Raw genomic sequence first — 25,920 nt, 5'->3', positions numbered from 1 at the left:
AGCTGGCCGCAGTCATAAGTGAATATTAATCTTTGGTGCTTTTGATCATCAATGCAAAGATAAAACCAATAATTGCCATAGCACAGAAGAATCCAAATACATAGTGGTAACCAATTAATCCTAAGTTAGCGGATAATCCGTGGTTTTGGTTAGCGGTAACTAAGATCAATGTGGCTAGTGAGACTCCGAGTGAACCTAGTAACTGACGAACAGTTGTGATAATTGCAGTTCCATGTGGAATCAAATCTTCTGGCAATGAATTACCACCAAGTGTAGTTGCAGGCATCATAACAAAGGCATTACCACCTTCGATCAACATCGCAATCAAGATCATCGGCCATAGCCCTAGTTTCATATTCAAGAAGAACAATAATACCCAGCCGACAACGATCATTGACATACCGGATATCAACGTCTTCTTGAAGCCTATTTTATCCGCAAGTTTACCTGTTAATGGATTAAGGATACTTAACAGAATAGCTGGTGGGACTAATGCTAATCCTGAAACCAAAACAGACGTATGTAAGATGTTCTGATAGTAAAGTGGGTAAATGATCGTAACGACGATCAACGAAATATATGAGAATCCAGTTAATAGAACTGATAAGTCGAAGTTGAAGTTACTCATAACCTTCAAGTCGAGTAGTGGTTCATTCTTTGTCAATTGACGATGAATGAATAGTACTGACAATATCAAACTGATTACTAATATAATTGTTAGATTAGTTGATAATCTATGTTGACTACCAGCTTGATTAACTACATACAATAGTCCGATAATTCCGATTAAATAAATAATTGATAAACTATCGAGCTTTACTTTGTGACGAGGCATAACGTCTTTGATGTACATCATCCCAGTAATGAAAATCACTATCATTATTAATAGGAAGATAACGAATAATCCTTGCCACTGTACGAAGTTCAAGACGATACCTGAAATAATTGGTCCTGATGCAAGGGCGGAACCCATGACTAACCCAGCGAAGCCCATTGTTGTACCACGATTTTCCTCTGGAGTGATAGTCATAAGAACCGATTGAAACGATGGGAATAATATCCCAACTCCGATTGCCTCTAATGCTCTACCTAACATTGCCATAGCAAAGTTTTGAGCAAGGATGATAATCAATGTACCTAAGGCAAATATTCCAACGACACCTAAGAATATTTTTTTGAACGAAATATTATTCAATAACCAAGGACTGATTGGCATCATAATACTCATTATCAACATGAAGCCAGTGGTTAACCACTGAATAGTTGGAGCTGTTACACCGAAGAACTTCATTAATGTCGGATAAGCCGTAGAGAGTGATGATTGACTGATTGACATGGTGAAAGTTCCTGAAAGTAAAGTAATAATAAATAGCTTGCGTTTTAGAGCGTTGTTAATAGTGTTTTCCATATATTTAACCTCCAAAGATTAGAATAGACTTATTTACAGTATTCGTCTATGGACGTTAAGTAGGCAAAATATTCCAAATCATCTAATTGAGTTTATAAAATAACTCAAATTTATATTATTTATCAATAATATATCCCATTTTCTGTATCATGATATAGAAAAAATAATATTATTAGAAATAATCAACTTAAAAATAACTATAAATGCAAAATATGGATAAATCTAAACTAAAAAAAGATAATACGTGTTTCAATATCAAAAACGTATTATCTTTTTTTATTTATTTTTAGATGAATATCATAGTGTATAAAATATCATATATTGTAAAAGTTTATTATAAAATATGGGATATTCAATATTAGGATAAATTGTATACTTATTTGTGAAGATAATATTAATCAGGAGGTTTAAATTATGAAAAAGGGGAAAGCAGCTAAACTAGGATTAGTTACTTTGTTTTCAACTTTAACACTTGGTACGTTTATGGTTCAAAACAGTACTCAAATTGAAGCTGCACCATTGGGTACAGAACTGCAATATTATTTAAATGATCCGACACCCGCACCATCTAAGTTCTTGAATATCTGGAATACAAATGGTTATGACCTACAGCCAGATCCTGTATACAATGTTCAAGTTGGTGATAAGGATAAGATGATGTATACCGATGCAGCTCGTTCTGTCTGGACAGTTCTTGGTGGAGTCTTTGATGCTCCTCACTACAGATGGTACAAGTCTGATGATGGTAGAACTTGGAGTGAAGTTCCCGAATGGCAGAATGGTCATCGTAAGAACATGCCAATTGATACTAGTACAGAAGGAACTACTTGGTATCAACAAGATACACAATACTGGAATTATTTAACCGGTTGGTTCGCTAAGACACACATTTATTCAAATATTTCTCAAGTTAATGTATTAAAGAATAACATCGATGCTGATTCAGTGAATGTAACGACTGACAATAGTTATTTGTACAATATCAGTGACAAGCTAATGAACGTTACTTATGCACACGCAACGGTTAATCCAACCTATGCAACTGGTAAGATTACTTGGTCGACAAATCATCCTGAATTAGTGACGGTTGATAGCGACACTGGTAAGATTACTGCCAATTCAAAAGGAGCTAACGGAAGAGCAACTATTATTGCTACATATACTGGCTCAAATGAAAAATCTCCAAAAATTGTAACTGGTAAGACATATGTTACCGTGGGTGGAGGCTTAGTAAATCAGAAGGCAAGAGTCGGTGGCACAGCAACATTTAAATTACAAGGCAATACTGATGACTTCTATGGATACTGGGATGATAACAATATAGCCGTTGAATGGTATACAAAGAAAGATGGCGCAAAGGATAGTACTGAGAAGTTAGTTGCATCAACTTCAAATCTCTATTACACAACTAATGCTTTGACAAGTGATGATCGTGAAAATATGTATAGAGCCAAGATTATTATGAGAAAAGGCACTAAGCAGATGACATTAACTACTAATTGGGCAGCATTAACAATCTTGTAGGGGGGAATTTGATTATGAACAATGTAAAAGTTAAGTATCTAGGTATATTATCATTCTTTGCTATGTTAATAATTGGACTTTTTTCTAATCAAAGTACCACAACTCAAGCAGCTGCAGTAGGAACTCCATTGACTAATAGTGCATTTACATCCACTCCAGCACCAGATAAATTCTTAAATATTTGGAATACTAATGGTTACGACTTAGAACCCGAGGCTGTTACTTATACTGTTGTTGGTAATCCTGTAACTTTGCATACCGACGCAGCTCGTTCGTTATGGACAGTCCTAGGAGGAGTCTTCGATGCTCCTCATTATAGATGGTACAAGTCTGATGATGGTATCAATTGGAGTGCGGTTCCTGAATGGCAGAATGGTCATCACAAGAACTTTCCAATTCAAACTAGTCAAGAAGGAAGAACTTGGTATCAATTAGATACACAGTATTGGAATTATTTAACTGGTTGGATTGCTCAAACTCATATTTATTCAACAGTGGCAGAAGTTAATGCAGTTAATACACCAATCAATGCTACAGATATGAGTGTTAATTCCGACAGTGATTATATTTATAACAATAGTGAAGGTCAAGTTAATACTACATACGTGCATGCCAATATTAATCCTGTAAGTTCAACTGGTAAGGTTACGTGGAGTGTTGACAATACTAACCTTGCTACGGTCGATAGTACTGGTAAGGTTACTGCTAATGATAGAGGATTATCTGGTGTAGTTAAGGTTACAGGGACATTCCACAATATGGATACCTCATTCGTTGTTGGATCGGTCTACGTTCAAGTTGGTGGTGGTTTAGACAACCAGACTGTTCCCGCAGGACAACCAGCAACCTTTGCACTTCGTGGTGATACAGATAGTATGACCGGCTTGATCAATGATGGACGAATCAAAGTTGAGTGGTATAAGAAGGCACCTGGTACAACAAAAGCAGAATACTTAGGTAAGAGCAATAGTGTTTCATATACGACATATAATACAACGGTATCTGACAATGGAACACAATATCAAGCAAAGATAACTCTTAAAGAAGGCTATAAGAGTACTATTATAAAAACTAACTGGGCCTCTCTCTACGCTAGTTATTAATTATATTTAAGAGATCAGCGCTTATTGTGTGACTGGTCTCTTTTTATGTTAATGAAAGTGTGCTAAGGGGGAAGCAAGATGAAAATTAATAAAGTATTCTTCAGTCGATGTTTGATTGTCATAGTGCTAATTATTGGAGCTATGGGAACGATAAAACCATCAATTGCAGATGGTGCTACAACAAATGTTCCAGTAACTACTGACAAAGATTCATCTGCAACTACTGAGGCAGCTAATAAAGCTCTAATGGCTACAAAACAAGCAAGTCAAAATTCTATTTCAAATGTAGTAACACAGTTTGCCTCACCAATAAATAGTGTTAACAATACAAGTTCTGTAACGACAATAAATAATTTGATTTCTCCACTAACCATAAGTAGCTCCACAATCACAGGTCAACCAAATTATTCAGGTCTTTATTTAGAGTCAAATGTCAACTATGTTTTTAGTAGTAATAGTAACCCTTTGGATGTTGGGAATACTGCAACTGTTACTTTGAAATTAAATAAGGCAGGTATTGTTCCTAAAGTGACTAGATGGATTTTGAAAACTAGAAGTCCAAATACTAGTAATGCTGTTGTAAGGCCTGGTGACACGCAAAGCACATCAGGTTCTGGTGATAGAATAGTGCCAACGGATAATCAAACGGCAATAGTCATTGGAAGTAAGACATTGACCACACCAATTCCTGATGTTATTGGTGGTGGTTTCCTTAGTTTGGAAGTTGATCCTAATGATGACGCACCAGTATATATAGATATTCCAACCGGCGGTCCCATAACATCAGAGGATTGGTCAGACCATGCATTTGATGATACTTTGATGCATTTCCATATAAAAAAGGATATTTTTCAGAGAGTTATTGATGATATAAATGCACGTAATGTTCCTACGTATGAAGATTTTTCTTTGAACAGTGCGACTTTTAAATGGGAAGTTATTGATGAAAATCAAGGAACAGCTATACCTGGTTCTGTCAGTTCAGATGATCTTGATGTTAAATCAAACAAAGTAACATATGATCCATCTATTCTGGATTATGACTTTACTTTTTTTAAGGATGGTCACGTTGCAACTAACCTTAATGTAGTACGTGCAATTTTAAACGTTGATTTTACATATACATACAGGCCAATACTTGGATTTCCGCAAACTAAACATGGTAATGAGGACATTAAACTCGGTGGGCTTTGGGTAGAACCTCTTAGGGATCCTCCTGCGACAGATGCTGATTTACCTACGTTAACAATATCTAATCAAATACAAAATTTGACTAATCCGGATAGTAATGTCACAGATGGGGATAAAAAAGGATTGGAAGTTCGAAACGTTAAAAATGGCGATAGAATTGAATATGGAGCTAATTTTGATGCCGAGAGTCAAAATGGTCAAGATGCTTTGATTACGAAAGGTGTTTATACAGTTCCTATACCTAAAGGAATGAATATTGATACCAGTAGCTTTAAGTACACAAGTTATTACAATTATCAGAATTCTGTAGATAATTCAGAATACAAACCAGTCGATTCTGAGAATATAAGCATACAAGATGATCCCAATGACAATGCAAAACAGCTTTTGACAGTAAGTGGTTTGAATATTAGTCCTGAAATTGCAGGTGAAATAGGAAGGCTGGTATTCGATGGTCAGGTAACGAATGACAATCAATCTGACTTTACCTTTACACCTTCATTTAAAGGTGTGGGTGGTTATGAGAACTATGATCAAACTAAACCGCTATATGTTGAAGAAAATGGTCAAGATCAGCTTATTAACTTTGATCCTACTAAGCCAGCAGGGGGAGTTACATTAACACCAATGGATATAGACTTTGGTGCACTTAACTCATTTGTCACTATCGATACGCTTAGACATAGAGTTAATAATGATTCACCTGTATTAACGATGCAGGATGACAGAAGTGATACAAATAAGAGTAGTCAAACTATTTCTGTTCAACAAATGGGAGATTTGAGTAATGGTACTTCTAAGTTCCCCGGTGAATTGAGATTTTATGATCCAACTAGTTCCAACAATGAATTTGAGTCATTAATTAGTGGGAGTATTGTTCCAATCTACGTCTCAAAGAACGGTGAGACATTGTCTTCTATTTCTTGGGCAGATGACAAAGGGTTATTACTTCATATAAATGGCGCTAACACAGCTATTCCATCCGGAAAGTATACAACTACGTTAGATTGGACAATAAGTGACACAATATAAATATGTTTTTAATCGAGGAGAGAGTATTATGGTATTAACCGATGCACAAAGACGTGCCAATGAGAAGTGGCATAGAAATAATCGTGAACGTGCAAATTATATTGCAATGAGATCTTCAGCAAGAAGCTTTATTAGAAACAAATCAACATTGTCTGATTTGGAAGAACTAGAAGCAATTATTAAAAGCCGTAGGGAAGAGCTAGAATATAACGAATAAAAAAATAAGACCTAATCGCAGTTGCGATTAGGTCTTATTAATTAAAACTATTATTTTTCAGCTTGATTTGTCATAATATCATCGATCAAACCATAATCCTTAGCTTCTTGAGCTGTCATGTAGTTGTCACGATCAGTGTCTTTTTGAAGCTTCTCGAATGATTGACCAGAATTGTCAGCCAAAATGTGGTTCAATCTCTTTCTTGTCTTCAAGATCTCTTGAGCGGCAATTTCAATCTCTGTTTGTTGTCCTTGAGCACCACCTAGTGGTTGGTGAATAAGAACGGTTGAGTTTGGAAGAGCGAAGCGTTTGCCCTTTGTACCTGATGACAAGATAACACTTCCCATTGAAGCTGCTAAACCAGTAGCGATTGTTTGAACGTCTGACTTAACGAAGTTCATAGTATCAACAATAGCTAATCCATCGGTAACAGAGCCACCTGGTGAATTGATATACATTGAGATATCTTTGTCTGAGTCTTGAGCATCAAGGAATAGTAATTCAGCAATGACTGTATTAGCCATTTGGCTGTTAACTTCACCTGATAACATAATAATTCTATCTTTTAATAATCTTGAATAAATATCATAGGCACGTTCGCCACGTGAGCTTTGTTCAATAACTGTAGGAACTAACATAAATTGCCTCCTAAATAATTAGCACTTGTTATTTTTAGCACTCTAAATAGTACAGTGCTAATTTAGCATACTATCAGTATCGGGTCAACAAACAAACCTCGAAATATAAAAATAAATAAGATTTGTGTGATAACTTTATTAATTATCGCATAAATCTTATTTTTTTAATCGTTATTTGACTTGTTCAGATACTTGCTTAGTACTAATACCAGACTTAATACGTGACCATACAATGTGGAATGTATAAGCCGATGTGAATGCTAAACACCAAGTTATTAAGTAACAAATAATAATAGCGCTGATTGGATGATCTAATGCTAAGTTGTGTCCGAAGATTCTCCAAACAATCTGGAACCAGAAGACATTAGATAGGTAAGCTCTATAAGCATAGACTGCTAAGAAGTGAAATACTGGCAGGGTATTTGAATTATTTCGCAAGTGATGCATTGCTAAGGCCGCAACTAAACCAATAACTAACAACGCGTATATAGTCATTGAAGGTTTGTAGTAGGGAGCGTTCGTCAATTTGACGGGGAAGCCGTAAGATATTAACTCTCTATTGGTCCAATAATAAACAGCGAGGATTGCAATGATTAAAATTACCCAAGTTTTTTTTATGAATAATTCGAATTGCTCACGATATACCCAGGCAACCACTCCAAAAATACCATAAATAATGAAGCTAACAAAGATTCTATCTAATAAGTACCAATTTGTTGCTTGTGGTCCATGAAAAACATTGATGTCATAAAATAAGAGCCATGCATCATATCCAATAATTGTTAGAATAATTGTCCAAATGGCATTCTTAGTTTGCTTCTTTACCCAATGAGCTAGTGCCCAGAAGAATGGCATTAAGATGATAAATTGTAGCATCATGGTGTTATACCACAAATGTGGAGCTGCATTACCATTAATGAAGTTCCACAAAAAACTGCCAACACTATGGTATTGATTCACCTGTTGGACATCAGGAAATATCAATAAGTACGCCAATGTCCACCAAATAGTAGGTACAAAAAGAGCAGACCATTGTTTCTTCATATATCCACCATAGTTATTCCAGCTATTGTTGCCTGTAGTTCTAGTAGTTGTGTACAAAATACCAAAAATAAAGGCTGGTGCTGTGAATTTAACTAGATTATAAATAATCCCAATAATAGATTGAGCATTACTAGGTGGATTGGTGCCCAAAACGACACCAAGAACGGTCTGCATCATAACGGCAGTACAAGCGAATACTTTCATATAATCCCCGACATCAGCGGGTCTTGTATTGTCTAATCTTGAATTCATTTAGTCATTTCTCCCTTTGTTTGATTGTGAGATCAACAAAAGGATTTCTTAGTTGTTAATATAATCGCATCCAAAATAAAATGCAACTTAAATTTTTAATTCTGAATGTTGGAAGCTTAAGAATAGTTTGACTAATTCATTACTTATTTCTCGTTGAATGTCAGTCAGATTGCTGGCGGGTGAACACAAGAAAATAGTCCGTTGTAATGGTTCGGGAGTTAGTCTTGCTAATTGGACTTTATTGCTGATTGTTTGCCAAGTTACTGAGGGGATAAAACTTAGTCCGATTCCTGCTTCTATTAGTCCGCGAATCGTTGCGGGATCGTCGGTTTCATACATGTAATTCAGAGAAATACCACGTTCATTGAAGTACTTGTCGATAGTATTACGTAAGGGATTATTCTTCGTTAATCCTACAAATTTTTCGTTCATCATTTCTTTAGGATTGATGAATTTTTTTGTATAGCCAAATCGGGAATTCCAACCGACGAATACTTCTTCTTTTAATACAGGAACGTTGATTAAGTCTTTCAGAGGATGACTCGTGACAATGAAGTCAAACTGCTTAAAGTCGGCTTCTCTAACCGTATGTTGTGCCAAACTAAGGCGAACATTTGGAAATTTGTTCTGTATATTTTCGACAATACTAGGAATAAATGGTGAAGCCACTTCCATCAATATAGAAATTGGTTGTTCGGAATTGTCGACACCGCCTTGAACTGCATTGATACCACGATCCAATTCTTTGAGGCTGTCGTTAACGTAACTGTAAAACAATCTTCCCGCGCGATTTAGTTTGAGAGTGCGTCCAGTTCGATCGAACAATTTTACTTTGAGTTCATCTTCTAATTGTTTAATAGTCTTACTTACCGCTGGTTGGGATATGTATAGCACTTCGGCGGCTTTAGTAATACTTTCATTATTTGCGACAACAGCGAAGCATTTTAATTGTGTTAAATTCATTTTGTCTCCCTCATTCATAACCATTTAGTTATGTACTATTCAATTTATGTATTATACACGTTATAGATCTGCTTTTATACTGTGTATGTGAGATCAGCAGATAAGGGTAATCTGGAGGTGAATATATGCGTACTTTATGGATATTCCCAGGGCAAGGTGGACAACGTCCGGGGATGTTGGATAATGTACCACTTGATTTAAAGACTAAAGTACAAGATTTGACCGGAGTGCAGTTGAGTGATGACGAAGAAGCTTATAAAGATTCGATTCAAATTCAATTGGGGATTTTAATTTTGCAACTATATAACATTAGACAATTAAAGAATATAGACGAGAAGCCTGATGTTGTTGCTGGACATTCTTTAGGAGTTTTTGGTGCAGCAGTTGCTGCTGGAGTTTTGACTGAGGAAGATGCAATCAAAATTGTCTTTCTTCGTTCAACTAAGATGAAGGAGGCCTATCCAGTCGGATACGGTATGGGTGCCATTGTTGGCTTAACTCGTAAGGAAGTAACCGCACTAGTTAAGGAAGTCAACATGCCTGATGTTTATGTTTCTAATCAAAATTCAGAATTACAGACGGCATTATCTGGATCGTTAGATGGTATCAATAAAGTTTTGGATTTAGCAAAGAATCACGGTGCTCAAAAAGCTGTAATTCTAAAAGTTCCTAATCCGTCACATTCGCCACTTATGCAATCGGCGGCTGATGCTTTACAAGATGTTTTTAAGACAGTCGAGTTAAAACGACCTGAATGTACTTATTTAACTAATTACAATGGTCATGCTGTTCGTACTGTGGATGAAGTCAAGAAGGACATGGTCAATAATCTGATATATCCAGTTTATTGGGACACAATGATGAGTGTTGCCAGTGAACTTGGCATCGACACTACCATAGAAGCAATGCCAGGGCATGCATTCACCAGATTGATTCATACCAAGTTTCCTGATCTAAGAAACATTACCATGAGTGAAATGGGAATTGATGATATTGAATTTCTATTAAAAAAATGGAGGAAAATAAATGACTAAAAGAAGTTGGACTACACATCGTGATGCTAAAAACGCTAAGTTAGAAAAAGTTGCATCAATGATGGACGGTAAGTTTGTAAAAACTGAAAATGCTAAAGAATTGTTGGAAGACTTAATTGCTCCCGGCGATAAAGTTGTATTGGAAGGGGATAACCAAAAACAAGCTAGTTTCTTATCAAAGGTATTAGCTTCAGTAGACCCCGAAAAGGTTCATGACTTACATATGATTATGTCTTCTGTTTCAAGACCAGAACACTTGGATATTTTTGAAACAGGGATTGCTAGCAAGTTGGACTTTTCATTTGCTGGACCACAAAGTACACGTATTTCACAAATGATTGCTGACGGTACTATGGATGTCGGTGATATTCATACATATCTTGAATTGTATGCGCGTCTATATGTTGATTTGATTCCTAATGTTGTTCTAGTTGCAGCAGACAAGGTCGATCACGATGGTAATTTGTATACTGGTGCAAATACCGAAGAGACACCTGTAATCGTTGAATCAGCTGCTTTCAAAGACGGAATCGTCATTGTTCAAGCTAACGAGATCGTCGACAAAGTTCCACGTGTTGATATCCCCGGCGATTGGGTTGATGTCGTTGTTCAAGCTGATCAACCATATCAACTAGAACCACTATTCACACGTGATCCTCAAAATATTACTGAATTACAAATTCTTATGGGTATGATGGCAATTCGTGGTATTTATGAGAAGCATAATGTACAAACAGTTAACCACGGTGTTGGATTTAACACTGCTGCGATTGAATTACTGTTGCCTACTTATGGGGATCAACTAGGATTGAAGGGCAAGATCGTTCCTAACTGGGAAGTTAATCCTACACCTACACTGATTCCTGCAATTGAGAGTGGCTGGGTCAAGACTATCCACAGTTTTGGTGGTGAAGTTGGTATGGAAAATTATATTGCCCATCGTCCTGATATATTCTTCGTAGGTAAAGATGGAACAATGAGATCAAACCGTGCTTTTGGTCAAATGGCTGGTCAATATGCTCTTGATATGTTCGTTGGTTCGACACTTCAAATTGATAAATATGGTAATTCATCGACTGTTACAAATGGTCGTTTATCCGGATTTGGTGGTGCTCCTAATATGGGAAGTAACCCAACAGGACGTCGTCATTCTACACCAGCATGGCAAAGCCTTCGTCCAGATAATGATCCACTAGGTAAAGGACAAAAATTAGTTGTACAAATGGTCGAAACATTCGGCTCAAATAAGAAACCAGTGTTCGTTGATCATCTTGATGCTGAAGAAGTTAGAAAAGAAGCTAAGTTAGCTAATGTTCCAATTATGATTTATTCAGAAGATACAACTCATATCGTTACTGAAGAAGGTATTGCATACTTGTACAAGACAGATAGTATGGCTGAAAGACAAGCAGCTATTGAAGCTATTGCCGGAGTTACACCAGTTGGCTTAAGAAGTAATCCTAAACAACTAGCTGACTTACGTGCACGTGGTATCGTCGCATTGCCAGAAGATCTTGGTGTACATCGTAATGAAGCTAAACGTTCACTTCTTGCCGCACAAACGATGGATGACTTAGTAAGTTGGTCAGACGGTTTGTACAATCCACCAGCTAAGTTCAGAAGTTGGTCATAAGATGCAGACTAAAACATCTATTGCACAATCAGCAGTTGATGCTCTGAAATGGGAAGTGAATTTCACTCCCAAACCTGGATTAGTTGATGCATTATCTAACGGTTCACATGATGATATGGATTTGAATTTGTTCTTAAAGTCTGCTGACAGTTTATTGCCGGGATTTCAGCGAATCGCCGAGGTGAGCTTTAATCGTAATATTGATGTTGCATTACGTGAAGATATTGGTGCTATCGGTCGAGACACTGAAGCTGATATGTTCAAGGCAACTGATGGTATTAATACTCATAAAGGTGCGATTTGGACTATGGAGTTATTGATCAGTGCAATCAGTTCTGTACAGACAGGTGATATAGAGCAAATACTATTATCGGCGCAGAAATTGGCTCAATTGCCAGATAAGTTCGTTCCACAAACAGCGAAAAAAACTCATGGTATGGCAACTAAAAAGAAATATGCCTTATCAGGTGCTCGTGGTGAAGCTCAAAATGGGTTCCCTAATATTAGAAGAGTTTTGAACTATTCGAGAAACGTCGATGACTTATGGTTACGTCGATTGATGCTTTTGTATAGCAACGTTAATGATACTAATATTGTTTATCGCAGCAATTTAAAAGTTTTGAAAACATTACAAAGTATTTCTAACGAAATATTTGTGAGTAGTACTCCGGTAATTGAGAATTCAAAATTCATTGAGCTAGAAAAGTTCGTCAGTTAATACAATATTTCTCCAGGTGGTTGTGCAGATTTATTTGCAGCAAGTTATTTTTTAGACAAATTAGAGAGTGAATAACTCGTTTAGGAGAAGAATAAATGGAAAAATTACATTATAAATTTGAAACTAAAAATCCTATTCAAAAACCAGTTCACATTGGTGTTGTTGCTTCAGGGGATCTTGAAGTAATCTTTCGTCCAACAGATTCCGATGAAACAGTCGTTAATATCGTAACTGGTAGTGATGGTTTTAAGGAAGTTTGGAAGAATGTTTTGGATCGCTTTTTTGCTAGATATCCAATTCAAGCAAACATTGAAATTAATGACTTTGGTTCAACACCTGGTGTTGTAAACCTACGTTTAACTCAAGCAATGGAGGCATTAAAGGATGAAAAATAGTTTTGTTGAATTACGTGCACGTGAACGTGCTGAGGCATTACTTGACGATAATGCCCGTGAATTAGTGGGACCACTTGATAATATGATTTCTCCTCATTTGGAACCACAAGGCATTGTCCCTGAAAGTGACGACGGTGTTGTTTTGATGCGTGGTACTATTAATGGTAAAAATGCGCTGGTTATTTCTATTGAAGGTAAGTTCCAAGGCGGTGGTATTGGTGAAGTTAGTGGTGCCAAGATCGTTGCAGCGTTAGAAAAAGCTTTGGAAGATAATAAGGCTGGCAAGACTATTTATCCTGTAATAATCTTGGATACTGGTGGTGTTCGTCTTCAAGAAGCTAACTATGGATTACTATCAATTTCAGAGATTCAAAATGCTGTTATTGCATTGAAAAATTATGTACCCGTTATTGGTTTAGTTCCCGGACGTGTTGGTTCATTTGGTGGTATGTCAATTACAGCCTCGATTCTTTCATATTTGATTGCCACTAAGAAAGCTAGAATTGCTTTGAACGGACCAGAAGTTATTGAACAAGAAGCTGGTGTTCGTGAATTTGATTCCAGTGATAAAGATTTGATTTGGAATACATTAGGTACAAAACAAAGACTGGCAACTGGTTTAGTTGATGAAGTTGTGGAAGATACTATTGATGATATTAAGAAGTCAGTTTCTGATGCAATTGATGCTAAGAAAGATGCTCACAGAACTGAGAAAGTTGATTTTTATCTATCATTACTAGACAAGCTAGATTTGAGCAAGAAGCTGGATATCGACGGTTACCGTAAGTTGTATTCAAAAGTTGAAGCTGAAAAGCACGTTATAGATGATGCTGTCGAAGGTACAGAACCTGGTACAAAGAGTCGCGGCCGCTTGTGGTTTGAAAAACTAACAGGTATCAATAACGCTAAGAGCTCAGTATCAACGGTTTTGCATGCTGAAAAGGATGGCAAGGAATACGTTGCTATTGTTCCTGATGCTAATAATAAGTTTCCACGTGTTAGAGACGGTGAAGTAGGTCTTGAAGAAGGATTTGCTGTAGCAAGTATTGTTAATAAAGTAGTTGCAGATGATGCCGATAAAGATGTAAAACGTCCAATTATTATGGTTGTTGATGTTCCTAGTCAAGCTTATGGATATCAAGAAGAATTAATTGGTATTCACGTTGCCCTTGGTTCAAGTGCTGCTGCATATGCTAAGGCACGTCAAGCTGGACATCCAGTTATTGCCTTTATTCCAGGGGATGCTGTATCAGGTGGATTCTTAGCCCATGGACTACAGTCTAATCGAATGATAGCCTTAGATGACACATCAATTACAATTCAAGCTATGTCAAAGGCAAGTGCCGCTCGTATTACACAACGTACAATTGCTGAACTGGAAGAGGCTACTAAGCATGTCCCTGCTATGGCTTATGACATTGATAACTATGAGAAACTTGGTGCATTGTACAAGTTAGTTAAGGGTATCGGTTCATATGATGCTACTGACGAGAATGTTGCCAAGATCAATTCAATTATTGATGATGCCATTCAAAGTACTGTCGGCAAGTCAGCGGACTTGCATTTCCGCTATGAAACACCAATTGCCATTGAAAGTGGTCGTAAGGCCACAAACGCTGTTCGTAAGGCAGTTTTTGAACAATGGGATTAAATCTTTTACCACATGATTTGATTAAAATTAAACTTGATGATTTTTTTAGTGATAGTGATATTCCTTCATGGGTAATAGATAGTCTGAAAAGGGCTCCGTTGGTGATAGTTCGTCGTGGAATTCTTGATGGGAAGATTCCAGTTGGTGTAAGAGGCGTCAGACGTGAACAAAGATTTCCCGGATTTATTTCTTCCAATATAATTACGGGAGAAAATGTAATTAGTCCACGTTCCTTAGTGAATGACACATGGAAGAATTTGCCAGATGAGCGATTGAAGTTACCTGCGTTCAAAGCATTGCCGAAGATTGCAACACTATTGGAAGGATACCAGTGGGGTATTGGAGGTAGTGCCGGATTTGAATTAGCCAGCGGACAACCGACTGCTAAAATGACTAGTGATCTCGATTTGATTTGGTATGAGAACAGACATCTATCGCATGCTGAATCGGTTAAGTTATTGAAGTCACTCAATCAGTTCGGAGTACATGCAGACTTTCAAGTTGTTCATGGTCAAAAGGGATTTTCACTGGAAGAGTTTGCTAATAATACAAGTGATACTATTCTAATAAAGACTGCTAACGGACCTAAGTTATCTTCGGATCCGTGGACAGAAATAGAGAAGGATAAAAAAATCTTGGATTAATTTCCAAGATTTTTTTGGTAGACAATGAAATTTTTAACAGATGATAATATTGAATTGAACTATAACGTTTATGGAACTGGCAAACCAGTTGTATTAATTGCTGGTTTTGGTGGATATCAAGAAATTTGGCAATTACAAATACCATATTTGGTTAAGATGGGTTATCAGGTGATAACTTATGATCATCGAAATCATGGTGTATCCCAAAGAACTGATTCAGGATTGAATATGTCTAGATTGATTGTGGATCTACACGAATTGATCGAATATCTACATTTGAATAATCCTTTGTTGATTGGACACTCTATGGGAGCTAGTGTTTGTTATGGTTATTTGGCTGAATATGAGAATGTCGCCGCTGTTATGGGAGTTGATCAGACTCCAAAAATGTTGAATGATCCCACATGGAAGTATGGCTTCATGGATATCAGTCTCGATAATTATCGAGATAAGACATTGCATCCTGTGAATGTTCACGAAACACTGCATGGCTTGGATTCACGAGTAATCAACAAACTAAATGATGCTAAGAACAACTATCCATTTAATCGTGATGATAATTTGCCGTTATTATTTGATCACATTACAAAAGATTGGCGGGATGTGATTAAAAACAGTAATTGTCCAGTTATGTTAGTAGCTGCTAAAGAGAGCCCGTATTACAATTCTGATTTTGCAAATGTGGTTTCTTCAGTTGGATTGAATGTCACGTCAGCCGTTGTTGATAATTCCGGACATGCGATTATGGCTGAAGCACCGAATGCATTTAATCAGTTAATGCGTCATTTTGTTTTATCTAATCGTCGTTATCAGTGAGAAGATAAAGGGTTTTCTTACCTATATTAATGTAGATATTTAAATTGATTTTTAAGGTGACATTATTTATATAAAAGCAAATAAAAAAAGGCGACCAGCTTAGTAAAAAAGCTGATCACCTTTTTTTATGCGCCATACGGGAGTCGAACCCGTATTTCAGGAACCGGAATCCTACGTGCGATCCATTACACTAACGGCGCGTCTACACTTTTAATTTTATCTCAAAACAGTACTAAATGTAAATTACTAAAAAAAATTCACGAAGTTGACGTTTTTTGGAGGATATTACTTGAAATAATCACAATACCAGTTATAATAATCAGTGTGCTTAGGAGATTAATGGTTCGACTGAGCTATTATTTTTTGAGTATATGGGTCGTATTAAGACATACAGGGACGAGCCACGTCCCATGGAGTATATCAAATGACTAATAATGAAGATTTAGAATTGCTGGATTTAGTTGCCCCAGACTTCATTAAAACTGTGGAAAAGCGATTTATGATTCTTCAGAGTATTTCACTAATGGAGCCGGTGGGACGCAGAGTTCTCGCTGATGGTCTGGATGTTACTGAACGCAGCTTGCGTACAGAGACAGACATGCTTAGGAAGCAAGGATTAATTACTTCTTCTAAGTCTGGGATGTCGCTAACAAGAAATGGTGGTCACGTAACTGACCAACTAGGTAAAATGTTAGCTGATTATCAAGGTACTGCGCTTCTGGAGAAACAGCTTAGCCAGAAGTTAGGAATTGCACGTTGTATTGTTTTACCAGGTAATGCTGACAAGCAACCACGTGTAGTTGATTCATTTGGAAGGCGATTGAATCAGTTATTAGGTTCAATACTTCCGAGTGGAGAAACACTTATCTCAGTTACAGGTGGTAGAACACTTGCCAAAGTGGCAAGAAACCTTTCACCGGGCTTATCGAAGAATCGCCAATTGATTTTCTTACCCGCTCGAGGTGGTGTGGGTGAGTCAGTTGTGATTCAAGCAAACAGTGTTTGCGCAGAGATGGCTGAGAAAACTCAAGGCCAATATCGAGCTATGTATCTTCCTGAGGATATTAGTGAGAAAAGTTTTGAATCTCTTCAAAAAGAGACTTCAATTAAATCGGTTCTTGATTTAATATATAGGAGTGATGTGGTTATTCACAGCATTGGCTCCGCAGGTATCATGGCAGATCGAAGGAACCTATCTAGAGGTGAGAAGTCAATGATTGCTGAAGGAGAAGCCGTTTCAGAGGCTTTCGGTGATTTCTTTGATCAAAGTGGTAGACTGGTTTATAAGGTACCTAGAATTGGACTTCATGTTCGGGACCTTGATAGAATTAAATATGTGATTGCAATTGCAGGTGGAGCTCAAAAGGCCAGCGCAATTCAATCATATATGAAAAATGCACCTTCTCATACAATACTTATTACTGATGAAGGTGCCTCAAAGTTGATTTTAAGGGATAACCCTTAAAAATATATTTTTTAATTTCCTGAAGGAGGAATTTTTGTATGACTACAAAAGTTGGTATTAATGGATTTGGACGTATCGGTCGTTTGGCATTCCGTCGTATTGCTGATCTTCAAGCACAAGGTAAGACTGATTTGGAAGTTGTTGCAATCAACGATTTAACATCACCTGCAATGCTTGCACATCTATTGAAATATGATACAGCTCATGGTAACTTCATGGCTGACAAGATCAGTGCTACAGAAAACTCAATCGTCGTTGACGGTAAGACTATTCCTGTATATGCTGAAATGAATGCTGCAGACCTTAAATGGGTTGGCAACGACGGTGTTGACATCGTTCTTGAATGTACTGGTTTCTACACATCACAAGAAAAAGCACAAGCTCATATCGATGCTGGTGCAAAACGTGTATTGATCTCAGCTCCATCAGGTGCTATGCCTACAGTTGTTTACGGTGTTAACGACGACATTCTTACAAATGACGTTAAGATCGCTTCAGCTGGTTCATGTACAACAAACTGTCTTGCACCATTAGCTAATGCCGTTAACAAAGAATTCGGTATCAAAGCTGGTACAATGACAACAGTTCACGCATACACAGCTACACAAAAACTTCAAGATGGTCCAGAACGTAAAGGTAATGTTCGTGCTGCACGTGCTGCTGCTGCTAACATCATCCCTCATTCAACTGGTGCTGCTAAGGCTCTTGGTCTTGTTGTTCCAGAACTTAAGGGTAAGCTTGATGGACATGCACAACGTGTACCAGTTATCACAGGTTCACTTACAGAATTAGTTGCAACTTTCGACAAGGAAGTTACAGTTGACGAAGTTAATGCTGCTGTTAAGAAGTATACAGAAAACAACCCTTCATTCGGTTACAACGATGACGAAATCGTATCATCAGACATCATCGGTACATCATTTGGTTCAGTATTTGACCCAACACAAACACAAGTTGTTGGTTCAGGTGAAGGCCAAGTTGTAAAGACTGTTGCATGGTATGACAACGAATCAGGATTTACTGCACAAATGGTTCGTACACTTGAAAAATTTGCTAGCTTAGACTAATTTTTAGATTAGCTTTTAGCTGGATTTAAAAACCTAATTTAGCGATTTAAATTGGCGGAGGGAGGATAACTCCTTCCGCCTTTTTTTAAGGAAAACATTGGAGGATTTATTAATGGCCAAACTTATTGTTTCTGACGTTGACGTAAAAGACAAGAAAGTTCTTATGCGTGTAGATTTCAACGTTCCTATTAAAGATGGTGTTGTTGGTGATACAAACCGTATCGTTGCCGCAATTCCTACAATCAAATATGTATCTGAACAAGGTGGAAAGGTTATCTTGCTATCACACTTGGGTAGAATTAAGAGTGATGAAGACAAGAAAGCTTTGTCATTGAAGCCAGTTGCTGAAAAGTTACAAGAATTAAGTGGTATGTCAGTTAAGTTCGTACCAACTAACGAAGGTAAAGAACTTGAAGATGCTATCAACGAATTAAAAGATGGCGACATTCTATTAATGGAAAACACACGTTTCCAAGATATCGACAATGATTTCGGTAAACGTGAAAGTAAAAATGATCCAAAACTTGGTGAATACTGGGCATCACTTGGCGACGTATTTATTAACGACGCCTTTGGTACAGCTCACAGAAGCCATGCATCAAACGTTGGTATTTCAACAGCTATGAAGGCTAATGGTAAGCCAGTTGCTGCTGGATACTTGATGGAAAAAGAAATTAAATTCTTAGGTAATGCCGTAGACAATCCTGTACACCCATTCGTAACAATCCTTGGTGGTGCAAAGGTTTCAGATAAGATCGGTGTTATCGAACATCTAATTCCAAAATCAGACCACATCATTATCGGTGGTGGTATGGCATATACATTCTTAGCCGCTCAAGGCCACAAGATTGGTAAGTCATTATTCGAAGAAGACAAAGTTGAACTTGCTAAAGACCTCCTTCAAAAAGCAGGCGACAAGATTGTTCTTCCTGTAGACCACATCGTTGCTAAAGAATTCTCAAATGATGCTGATGCTACAACTACTGATGGTGTAGACATTCCTGATGACGAAATGGCTCTTGATATTGGACCTAAGTCAATCGCATTGTTCAAAGATACTTTGAAGGGTGCTAAGACTGTTGTATGGAATGGACCTATGGGTGCATTCGAAATGAGCAAGTTTGCTGAAGGTACACTAGAAGTTGGACGTGCACTTGGTGAATTAACAGATGCTACAACAATCGTTGGTGGTGGTGACTCAACTGCTGCTGCTAAGAGTCTAGGTATTGCTGATAAACTAACACACATCTCAACTGGTGGTGGTGCTTCACTTGAATATCTAGAAGGTAAAGTATTACCTGGTATTGATTCAATTTCTGACAAATAATCTAAGGAGTGTTAAATTTATGCGTACACCTATTATTGCGGGTAACTGGAAGATGAACAAAAATCCTCAAGAAACCCAAGAATTTCTAGAAGCTATCAAAGGTAAATTGCCAGAATCTGGCGTAGAAGCTATCATTGGTGCTCCTGCTATTGATTTGAATGCTCTTACATGGTTCTCAAAAGACGAGCCACTAAAGACAGCTGCTGAAAACTGTTACTTCGAAGACGCCGGTGCATTTACTGGTGAAACTTCACCTAAGGCTCTTTCAGATATGGGCATTGATTATGTAATCATTGGTCACTCAGAAAGACGTCAATACTTCGGTGAAACTGACGAAGATATTAACAAGAAGGCACATGCTATTCTTAAGAACAACATGCTACCTATCATCTGCTGTGGTGAAACTCTAGAACAACGTGAAGCTGGCAAGGCCGAAGACTGGGTAACTGGTCAAATCGAAGCTGCTGTTAAGGGTATCTCTGCTGATGACTTAGCAAAATCAGTTATCGCTTACGAACCAATCTGGGCAATCGGTACTGGTAAGACTGCTACTGCTGATCAAGCACAAGAAATGGTTCACGTAATTCGTGAAAAGATTGCTAGCTTGTATGATGCTGCTACTGCTGATAAAGTACGTATCCTTTATGGTGGTTCAGTTAAACCTGCTAACGTTAAAGAATTAATGTCTAAAGAAGATATCGATGGTGGACTTGTTGGTGGTGCCAGCATGGACCCTGAATCATTCTTGGCATTAGCTAACTTTAATAAATAATAATCTTAATTAAGATATTTATTTTAAGTAGTAAAAAGGTTAAAATTAGGTTGTATTAAAATCAAAAAGGAGATTTTTAAAATATGTCTGTAATTACTGATATTTTAGGTCGTGAAGTTCTTGATTCACGTGGTAACCCAACTGTTGAAGTTGAACTATATACTGAACTAGGTGGCTTTGGCCGCGGAATCGTTCCATCAGGTGCTTCAACTGGTGAACACGAAGCTGTTGAATTGCGTGATGGCGACAAGTCACGTTTTGGTGGCAAGGGTGTTCTTAAAGCTGTTGCTAACGTTAACGACAAGATTGCTAAGAAGATTGTTGGTATGGACGTTACTGATCAAAGAGCTATTGATCAAGCTATGATCGACCTTGACGGTACAGAAAACAAAGGTAACCTTGGTGCAAATGCCATTTTAGGTGTTTCACTAGCTGCTGCACGTGCTGCTGCTGACGAATTAGGTTTACCATTGTACGAATACCTTGGTGGTCCTAACGCTCACGTACTTCCAACACCAATGATGAACGTTATCAATGGTGGTAAGCATGCTGATAACAACGTTGACTTCCAAGAATTCATGATTGTACCAGTTGGTGCAAAATCAGTTCACGAAGCTGTACGTATGGGTTCAGAAACTTTCCAAGCACTTAAATCATTGCTTAAAGACCGTGGTCTAAACACTGCTGTTGGTGATGAAGGTGGATTTGCTCCTGACCTTGAAAACAACGAAGCTCCTTTCAAGATTTTGGTTGAAGCTATTGAAAAAGCTGGTTACAAGCCTGGCGACGATATCGCTATTGGTTTTGACTGTGCTTCATCAGAATTCTACAACACAGAAACTGGTAAGTACGATCTTAAGGGTGAAGGCGAAAATGGTGCCAGCTTAACAACTGACGAATTCATCGACTTACTTGACGGAATCGTTGAAAAGTACCCAGTTATCACAATCGAAGACCCACTTGACGAAAACAACTGGGAAGATTGGCAAAAAGTTACAAAGGCTCTTGGTAAGAAAGTACAACTTGTTGGTGATGACTTGTTCGTTACAAACACAGACTACTTGAAGAAGGGTATTGATATGGGAGTATCAAACTCAATCCTTATCAAGCTTAACCAAATCGGTACACTTACAGAAACATTTGAAGCTATCGAAATGGCTAAAGAAGCTGGATTCACAGCCGTTGTATCACACCGTTCAGGTGAAACAGAAGATACAACAATTGCTGACCTTGTTGTTGCTACAAACGCAGGTCAAATCAAGACTGGTTCAATGAGTCGTACAGACCGTATCGCTAAGTACAACCAATTGATGAGAATCGAAGATCAACTTGGTGACCAAGCTGAATACAAAGGTATCCACAGTTTCTACAACTTAAACAAATAATTAATATTTTAATTAAAGACAATCCTTCGGGGTTGTCTTTTTTTGCGTCGAGAATAAAAAAAATTATGAAAACAGTTCATATTTTATAAAAAAATATTTCATTATATGAATCATAATGGAAATTATATAGGCTATACTATATTTGGTTCAAATTATTAACAATAATTTACTTTATTTTAATCGCACAGGAGATACCGACTATGAGATTACATACAAATAAGGGATTTCTATTATATTTAAATTTACTAATACTTGGCATTTTTTCACTTTTAACTTTTTCGGGAGCTTTAAAAGTCGATGCTGCAACTGCGACTGATGATGATTATACATCGGCAATTAATGGCGCTCCACAAGGATTGAACTTGGATGATATTTTTGTTCCCGGTACATTCAAAGGTAATGTTTCGACGGTAATCGATGTTAATAATGCCTATGTAACTGATACTGATGCGGTTAGATTAACTTACGCTAAGGATCAATTAGGTGCTATTTGGTCTACTGATAGTAATTATTTTGATTTGACTAAAGATCAAACTATGTCGATGTGGATGTACTTTGGAGGTACAAAGAATCCAGGTGACGGTATGGCCTTTGTTTTACAAAATGATGATAATGGGACAGGTGCAATATCGACTTTTACTTCTAAGAATATTTGGGGTCAAACCGTAAAAACACCAACTGGTGGTGAAACTCTGGGTGTCTGGGCAGCTGATATGGATGGAGGCTTAAAGGATACTGAAAAGTTTGCGACAACTGCCATTCAAAAAAGTTGGGCGCTAGAGTTTGATACTTATATTAACGATTCTGATAATTATCAAGCTGCAGGTAATGGTAGTGCATTTGACGTTCAGATTGCTAATGCTGGACAACATATTGCGGCAAACTATCCTGGTAATGCATCGAGTTATTATACGGCTACTAAGAATTACGACTTTATGGGAGTGATTAAGGGATACATTAATTATATGAATCATGGTGGGTTAATCTCAAATGTGGGTCTTACTAATGGTTCTTGGCATCATTTGACAATGAACTGGAATGCAACTAGTAAGGTTATGTCTTATAAATTCGATGATATTAATTCTGATGGTTCAGAAAATCCCGATGCATTAAGTAATAGCTTCACCATTGACACGGATGTTTTTAAATCTTCGGATGGACGAGTTCGTTGGGGATTTACTGGTGCAACCGGTAGTAAGTATGAGAACAATTTGGTTATTTTTGAATCAATTCCAGATTTAGTAAATGCAACTGTTAAACCTTCCATTTACGATGAAACTCAAGATAGAGAAATAGCTGATGGTGATGCAGTGATTGCTAAGGATAATTTGAAGGTTTCCTATAATCTTGATTATCAAAGTGGTAGAAGAGATTGGAAGAACATTGTTGCACAAATCAAGTTACCAGGAATAGCACCCGATCCAGATAAACCTCAAACTGAAATTGAAAATATTGATTATGATGATACGGCTACGATTAAGTATGCTGATGGAAATGTTGAAAACTTTTCGATCGAAGGTATGACCGAGAATGAAGTACAACATGCTTTAGCAGAAACGCTTTCTTCGACGAATCAAAATGCAACAATTGAATTCACTGGACAAGCAATTGATGTTAACCGTGATACGGATATTGCTTCAGAAACATCTAATTTCTCATCGACTAATTTCATTACCCATGTCAAAACACCGAATTTTACTATCCAGTCTGATAAGGGTATATCGATTGGAATACTTTCTGGTTCGAAGCAGTCAATCAAAGCAGGTGAAGATGCTAATCTGATCGGTATGATCTTGTATGCTGGTGGAAATGTAGGAAATACTAATTCTAGCTTCAAGGTCAATACTGTATTGAATGGTGTTGAACGTGATGGTTTTCAAATGGATGACAATGATGAAACTGGCGTCTTCAAAATCAATATTCCTTCTAATGAGTTAAAGCCGGGTGTTAATACTTTGGACATCTACGTGACTGATAAAGTTGGTACAAAATCGAATGTTGTTACGGCTACCATTACGGTTACAGGATATTTAAGCTTCAAGGAAGTATCTGACAAAGTCTCATTTAACCCAATCCATTATATTGGAGAATCCGATATTGTTGGAAGAAATAATGATTGGAAATTATCGGTTAATGATGCCAGAAATGCTGGTTCGCAGTGGAAAGTTATGGCTTCTTCAACTGTGCTGACAAGTGGGAATAATAATCTTCAAGGTGGCCTCGTCTATAATGATGGCAATTCAATTAGATCAATTGTTAATAATCCAGTCATGATTGCTAGCTATACTGATAAGGTCGATGGAGACGAAGTTAAGGATATTATCTCTGACTGGGATGAAGACAAGGGTATTCTCCTTAGAACTAGCAGTAACGAAAAAGCTGGAACATACACAGGTACCATAAATTGGGATTTGTATGACAGCATCTAGGCAGCCATCAGGCTGTCTTTTTTGATTTTGTTTTGATACAGTAAAAGTATTATAGGTTCCGTTAAACATTGGAGGAAATAAAATGTCTTTAAAAATTGCCTTTATTGGTTTTGGAAAGTCAGCCAATCGTTATCATTTACCATATTTAAACATTAGAAATAACTTTGAACTTAAAAAAGTATACACACGAAAGGGTCCTAATGAAGAATTAGCCAAACCATATCGTGAACAAGGTGTCGAGTTTACGACCAACTTAAATGATATTTTACAGGATAAAGAAATCGACCTGGTAATTATTTGTACACCGGCAAATACTCATTATGAATTAGCTAAGCAAGTTATTAATGCTGGCAAATCAGTTGTTGTGGAAAAGCCATTCGTTGATACAGTGGATCATGCAAAAGAACTATTAGAACTTGGTAGAAAAAAAGATGTATTAGTTATGCCATATCAAAATCGCCGATTTGATGGTGACTATTTAGCTGCCAAACAAGTGATTGAGCAAGGATTCCTTTGCGATATTGTTGAAGTTGAATCACATATTGATTATTACCGACCCGGTAAAGTTACTGATAAAGGTACCAAAGAACAGGGAAACTTTTATGGACTAGGTATTCATTTAATGGATCGAATGGTGGCACTTTTTGGTCGTCCAGATAAAGTCGTATATGACATAAGGAATACTGAAGTTGAGGAAGCTGTTGATAATTATTTTGATGTCGATCTACATTATGGGACACAACTTAAAGTCAAGGTAAAAGTTGGTTACGATGTAGCCAGTGAATACCCGCGTTTTATCGTGCATGGAACTAAAGGATCGTTTATTAAGTATGGAGCCGACCAACAGGAAAATGACCTGAAGGCTGGTATTATGCCTGGTGCTGATGGTTTTGGTGAAGATAGTCCAATGTATTATGGAATTGCAAAATACCAAAACGCTAATGGCGACTGGATCAAAAAACAGATTAAAACTCCGGTTGGTGACTATGGTATGTATTATGATTCTATTTATGAAACGTTAGTTAATGGATCACCAAAATTAATTACTGATGAACAAGTATTAACAGATATCGAACTTTTGGAAGCAGGCTTTTATCAGCCATCTCCATCCATTTATGATGTTCCAAAATTAAAGGGCTCTTTGTCAAATAGTATTGATGAATGATTTTTGGCCTATGGGCATCCTCAATGAGGATGCCTATTTTTATGCAC

Annotated in this window: 22 protein-coding genes and 1 tRNA gene; 18 read left to right on the top strand and 5 right to left on the bottom strand. The window is 37.3% G+C overall.

Annotated elements, in window-relative coordinates:
- Positions 1–25 precede the first annotated feature (25 nt).
- Entirely contained in the window at positions 26–1,408 is a 1,383-nt protein-coding gene (locus EKM79_RS02100) for a DHA2 family efflux MFS transporter permease subunit (RefSeq protein WP_125565486.1), read from the bottom strand.
- Between the two features lie 414 nt (positions 1,409–1,822).
- On the opposite strand from EKM79_RS02100, the gene EKM79_RS02095 reads away from it, so the two are divergent.
- From EKM79_RS02095 to EKM79_RS02080, 4 genes are all read left to right on the top strand, one after another.
- Entirely contained in the window at positions 1,823–2,932 is a 1,110-nt protein-coding gene (locus EKM79_RS02095; RefSeq protein ID WP_125565485.1) for a hypothetical protein, read from the top strand.
- Positions 2,933–2,946: 14 nt separating this feature from the next.
- Entirely contained in the window at positions 2,947–4,035 is a 1,089-nt protein-coding gene (locus EKM79_RS02090) for an Ig-like domain-containing protein (protein WP_125565484.1), read from the top strand.
- Between the two features lie 78 nt (positions 4,036–4,113).
- The gene (locus EKM79_RS02085; protein WP_125565483.1) at positions 4,114–6,258 is read left to right on the top strand and encodes a hypothetical protein; all 2,145 of its coding nucleotides are present in this window, start codon (positions 4,114–4,116) and stop codon (positions 6,256–6,258) included.
- Between the two features lie 28 nt (positions 6,259–6,286).
- A complete protein-coding gene (locus EKM79_RS02080; protein WP_125565482.1) occupies positions 6,287–6,475 on the top strand; it encodes a hypothetical protein in 189 nt (62 codons plus the stop codon).
- Positions 6,476–6,525: 50 nt separating this feature from the next.
- Here EKM79_RS02080 and clpP read toward each other — a convergent pair whose 3' ends face one another.
- From clpP to EKM79_RS02065, 3 genes are all read right to left on the bottom strand, one after another.
- A complete protein-coding gene (gene clpP, locus EKM79_RS02075; RefSeq protein ID WP_125565481.1) occupies positions 6,526–7,113 on the bottom strand; it encodes an ATP-dependent Clp endopeptidase proteolytic subunit ClpP in 588 nt (195 codons plus the stop codon).
- Between the two features lie 171 nt (positions 7,114–7,284).
- Positions 7,285–8,409, bottom strand: a complete 1,125-nt coding sequence (locus tag EKM79_RS02070; protein WP_125565480.1) for an acyltransferase family protein — start codon at positions 8,407–8,409, stop codon at positions 7,285–7,287.
- Positions 8,410–8,496: 87 nt separating this feature from the next.
- On the bottom strand, positions 8,497–9,372 hold the full coding sequence (locus EKM79_RS02065; RefSeq protein WP_164505979.1) for a LysR family transcriptional regulator: 876 nt from the start codon (positions 9,370–9,372) through the stop codon (positions 8,497–8,499).
- A 125-nt stretch (positions 9,373–9,497) separates the two neighbouring features.
- On the opposite strand from EKM79_RS02065, the gene EKM79_RS02060 reads away from it, so the two are divergent.
- The 7 genes from EKM79_RS02060 (at position 9,498) to EKM79_RS02030 (ending at position 16,263) form a co-directional block, all read left to right on the top strand.
- The gene (locus EKM79_RS02060) at positions 9,498–10,406 is read left to right on the top strand and encodes an ACP S-malonyltransferase (RefSeq protein WP_125565478.1); all 909 of its coding nucleotides are present in this window, start codon (positions 9,498–9,500) and stop codon (positions 10,404–10,406) included.
- On the top strand, positions 10,399–12,039 hold the full coding sequence (mdcA, locus tag EKM79_RS02055) for a malonate decarboxylase subunit alpha (protein ID WP_125565477.1): 1,641 nt from the start codon (positions 10,399–10,401) through the stop codon (positions 12,037–12,039). The genes EKM79_RS02060 and mdcA overlap by 8 nt, the downstream gene beginning before the upstream one ends.
- Before the next feature lies 1 nt (position 12,040).
- Positions 12,041–12,757, top strand: coding sequence for a triphosphoribosyl-dephospho-CoA synthase (locus tag EKM79_RS02050; RefSeq protein ID WP_125565476.1), 717 nt, complete (start codon positions 12,041–12,043; stop codon positions 12,755–12,757).
- Between the two features lie 95 nt (positions 12,758–12,852).
- On the top strand, positions 12,853–13,152 hold the full coding sequence (locus tag EKM79_RS02045; RefSeq protein WP_125565475.1) for a malonate decarboxylase subunit delta: 300 nt from the start codon (positions 12,853–12,855) through the stop codon (positions 13,150–13,152).
- Positions 13,142–14,803 carry a biotin-independent malonate decarboxylase subunit beta gene (gene mdcD, locus EKM79_RS02040; RefSeq protein ID WP_125565474.1) on the top strand — a complete coding sequence of 554 codons (1,662 nt, stop codon included), beginning with the start codon at positions 13,142–13,144 and terminating at the stop codon, positions 14,801–14,803. The genes EKM79_RS02045 and mdcD overlap by 11 nt, the downstream gene beginning before the upstream one ends.
- Complete coding sequence (locus tag EKM79_RS02035; protein WP_125565473.1) at positions 14,794–15,447, top strand: malonate decarboxylase holo-ACP synthase; 654 nt, start codon at positions 14,794–14,796, stop codon at positions 15,445–15,447. Before mdcD ends, EKM79_RS02035 begins: the two co-directional genes overlap by 10 nt.
- Before the next feature lie 24 nt (positions 15,448–15,471).
- Entirely contained in the window at positions 15,472–16,263 is a 792-nt protein-coding gene (locus tag EKM79_RS02030; protein WP_125565472.1) for an alpha/beta fold hydrolase, read from the top strand.
- A gap of 128 nt (positions 16,264–16,391) precedes the next feature.
- Here the strand turns inward: EKM79_RS02030 and EKM79_RS02025 are convergent.
- A tRNA-Arg gene (locus tag EKM79_RS02025) sits at positions 16,392–16,463 on the bottom strand.
- A 224-nt stretch (positions 16,464–16,687) separates the two neighbouring features.
- On the opposite strand from EKM79_RS02025, the gene EKM79_RS02020 reads away from it, so the two are divergent.
- The 7 genes from EKM79_RS02020 to EKM79_RS01990 all read left to right on the top strand — a co-directional run bounded on the left by EKM79_RS02020 (position 16,688) and on the right by EKM79_RS01990 (position 25,873).
- On the top strand, positions 16,688–17,728 hold the full coding sequence (locus EKM79_RS02020) for a sugar-binding transcriptional regulator (RefSeq protein WP_125565471.1): 1,041 nt from the start codon (positions 16,688–16,690) through the stop codon (positions 17,726–17,728).
- A gap of 38 nt (positions 17,729–17,766) precedes the next feature.
- Positions 17,767–18,795 carry a type I glyceraldehyde-3-phosphate dehydrogenase gene (gene gap / locus EKM79_RS02015; protein WP_125565470.1) on the top strand — a complete coding sequence of 343 codons (1,029 nt, stop codon included), beginning with the start codon at positions 17,767–17,769 and terminating at the stop codon, positions 18,793–18,795.
- 112 nt (positions 18,796–18,907) lie between these two features.
- Positions 18,908–20,122 carry a phosphoglycerate kinase gene (locus EKM79_RS02010; RefSeq protein ID WP_125565469.1) on the top strand — a complete coding sequence of 405 codons (1,215 nt, stop codon included), beginning with the start codon at positions 18,908–18,910 and terminating at the stop codon, positions 20,120–20,122.
- A 19-nt stretch (positions 20,123–20,141) separates the two neighbouring features.
- Positions 20,142–20,894 (top strand): triose-phosphate isomerase, encoded by a 753-nt coding sequence (gene tpiA, locus EKM79_RS02005; RefSeq protein WP_125565468.1) that lies wholly within the window; start codon positions 20,142–20,144, stop codon positions 20,892–20,894.
- A gap of 83 nt (positions 20,895–20,977) precedes the next feature.
- The gene (gene eno, locus EKM79_RS02000; RefSeq protein ID WP_125565467.1) at positions 20,978–22,279 is read left to right on the top strand and encodes a phosphopyruvate hydratase; all 1,302 of its coding nucleotides are present in this window, start codon (positions 20,978–20,980) and stop codon (positions 22,277–22,279) included.
- 200 nt (positions 22,280–22,479) lie between these two features.
- On the top strand, positions 22,480–24,708 hold the full coding sequence (locus tag EKM79_RS01995; RefSeq protein ID WP_125565466.1) for an L-type lectin family protein: 2,229 nt from the start codon (positions 22,480–22,482) through the stop codon (positions 24,706–24,708).
- Positions 24,709–24,790: 82 nt separating this feature from the next.
- Positions 24,791–25,873, top strand: a complete 1,083-nt coding sequence (locus tag EKM79_RS01990; RefSeq protein ID WP_125565465.1) for an oxidoreductase — start codon at positions 24,791–24,793, stop codon at positions 25,871–25,873.
- Positions 25,874–25,920: the final 47 nt, after the last annotated feature.

The sequence above is a fragment of the Companilactobacillus insicii genome, assembly GCF_003946015.1.
In the GTDB taxonomy this organism is placed as follows: Bacteria; Bacillota; Bacilli; order Lactobacillales; family Lactobacillaceae; genus Companilactobacillus; species Companilactobacillus insicii.
This window is presented reverse-complemented; position numbering and strand designations above follow the sequence as displayed.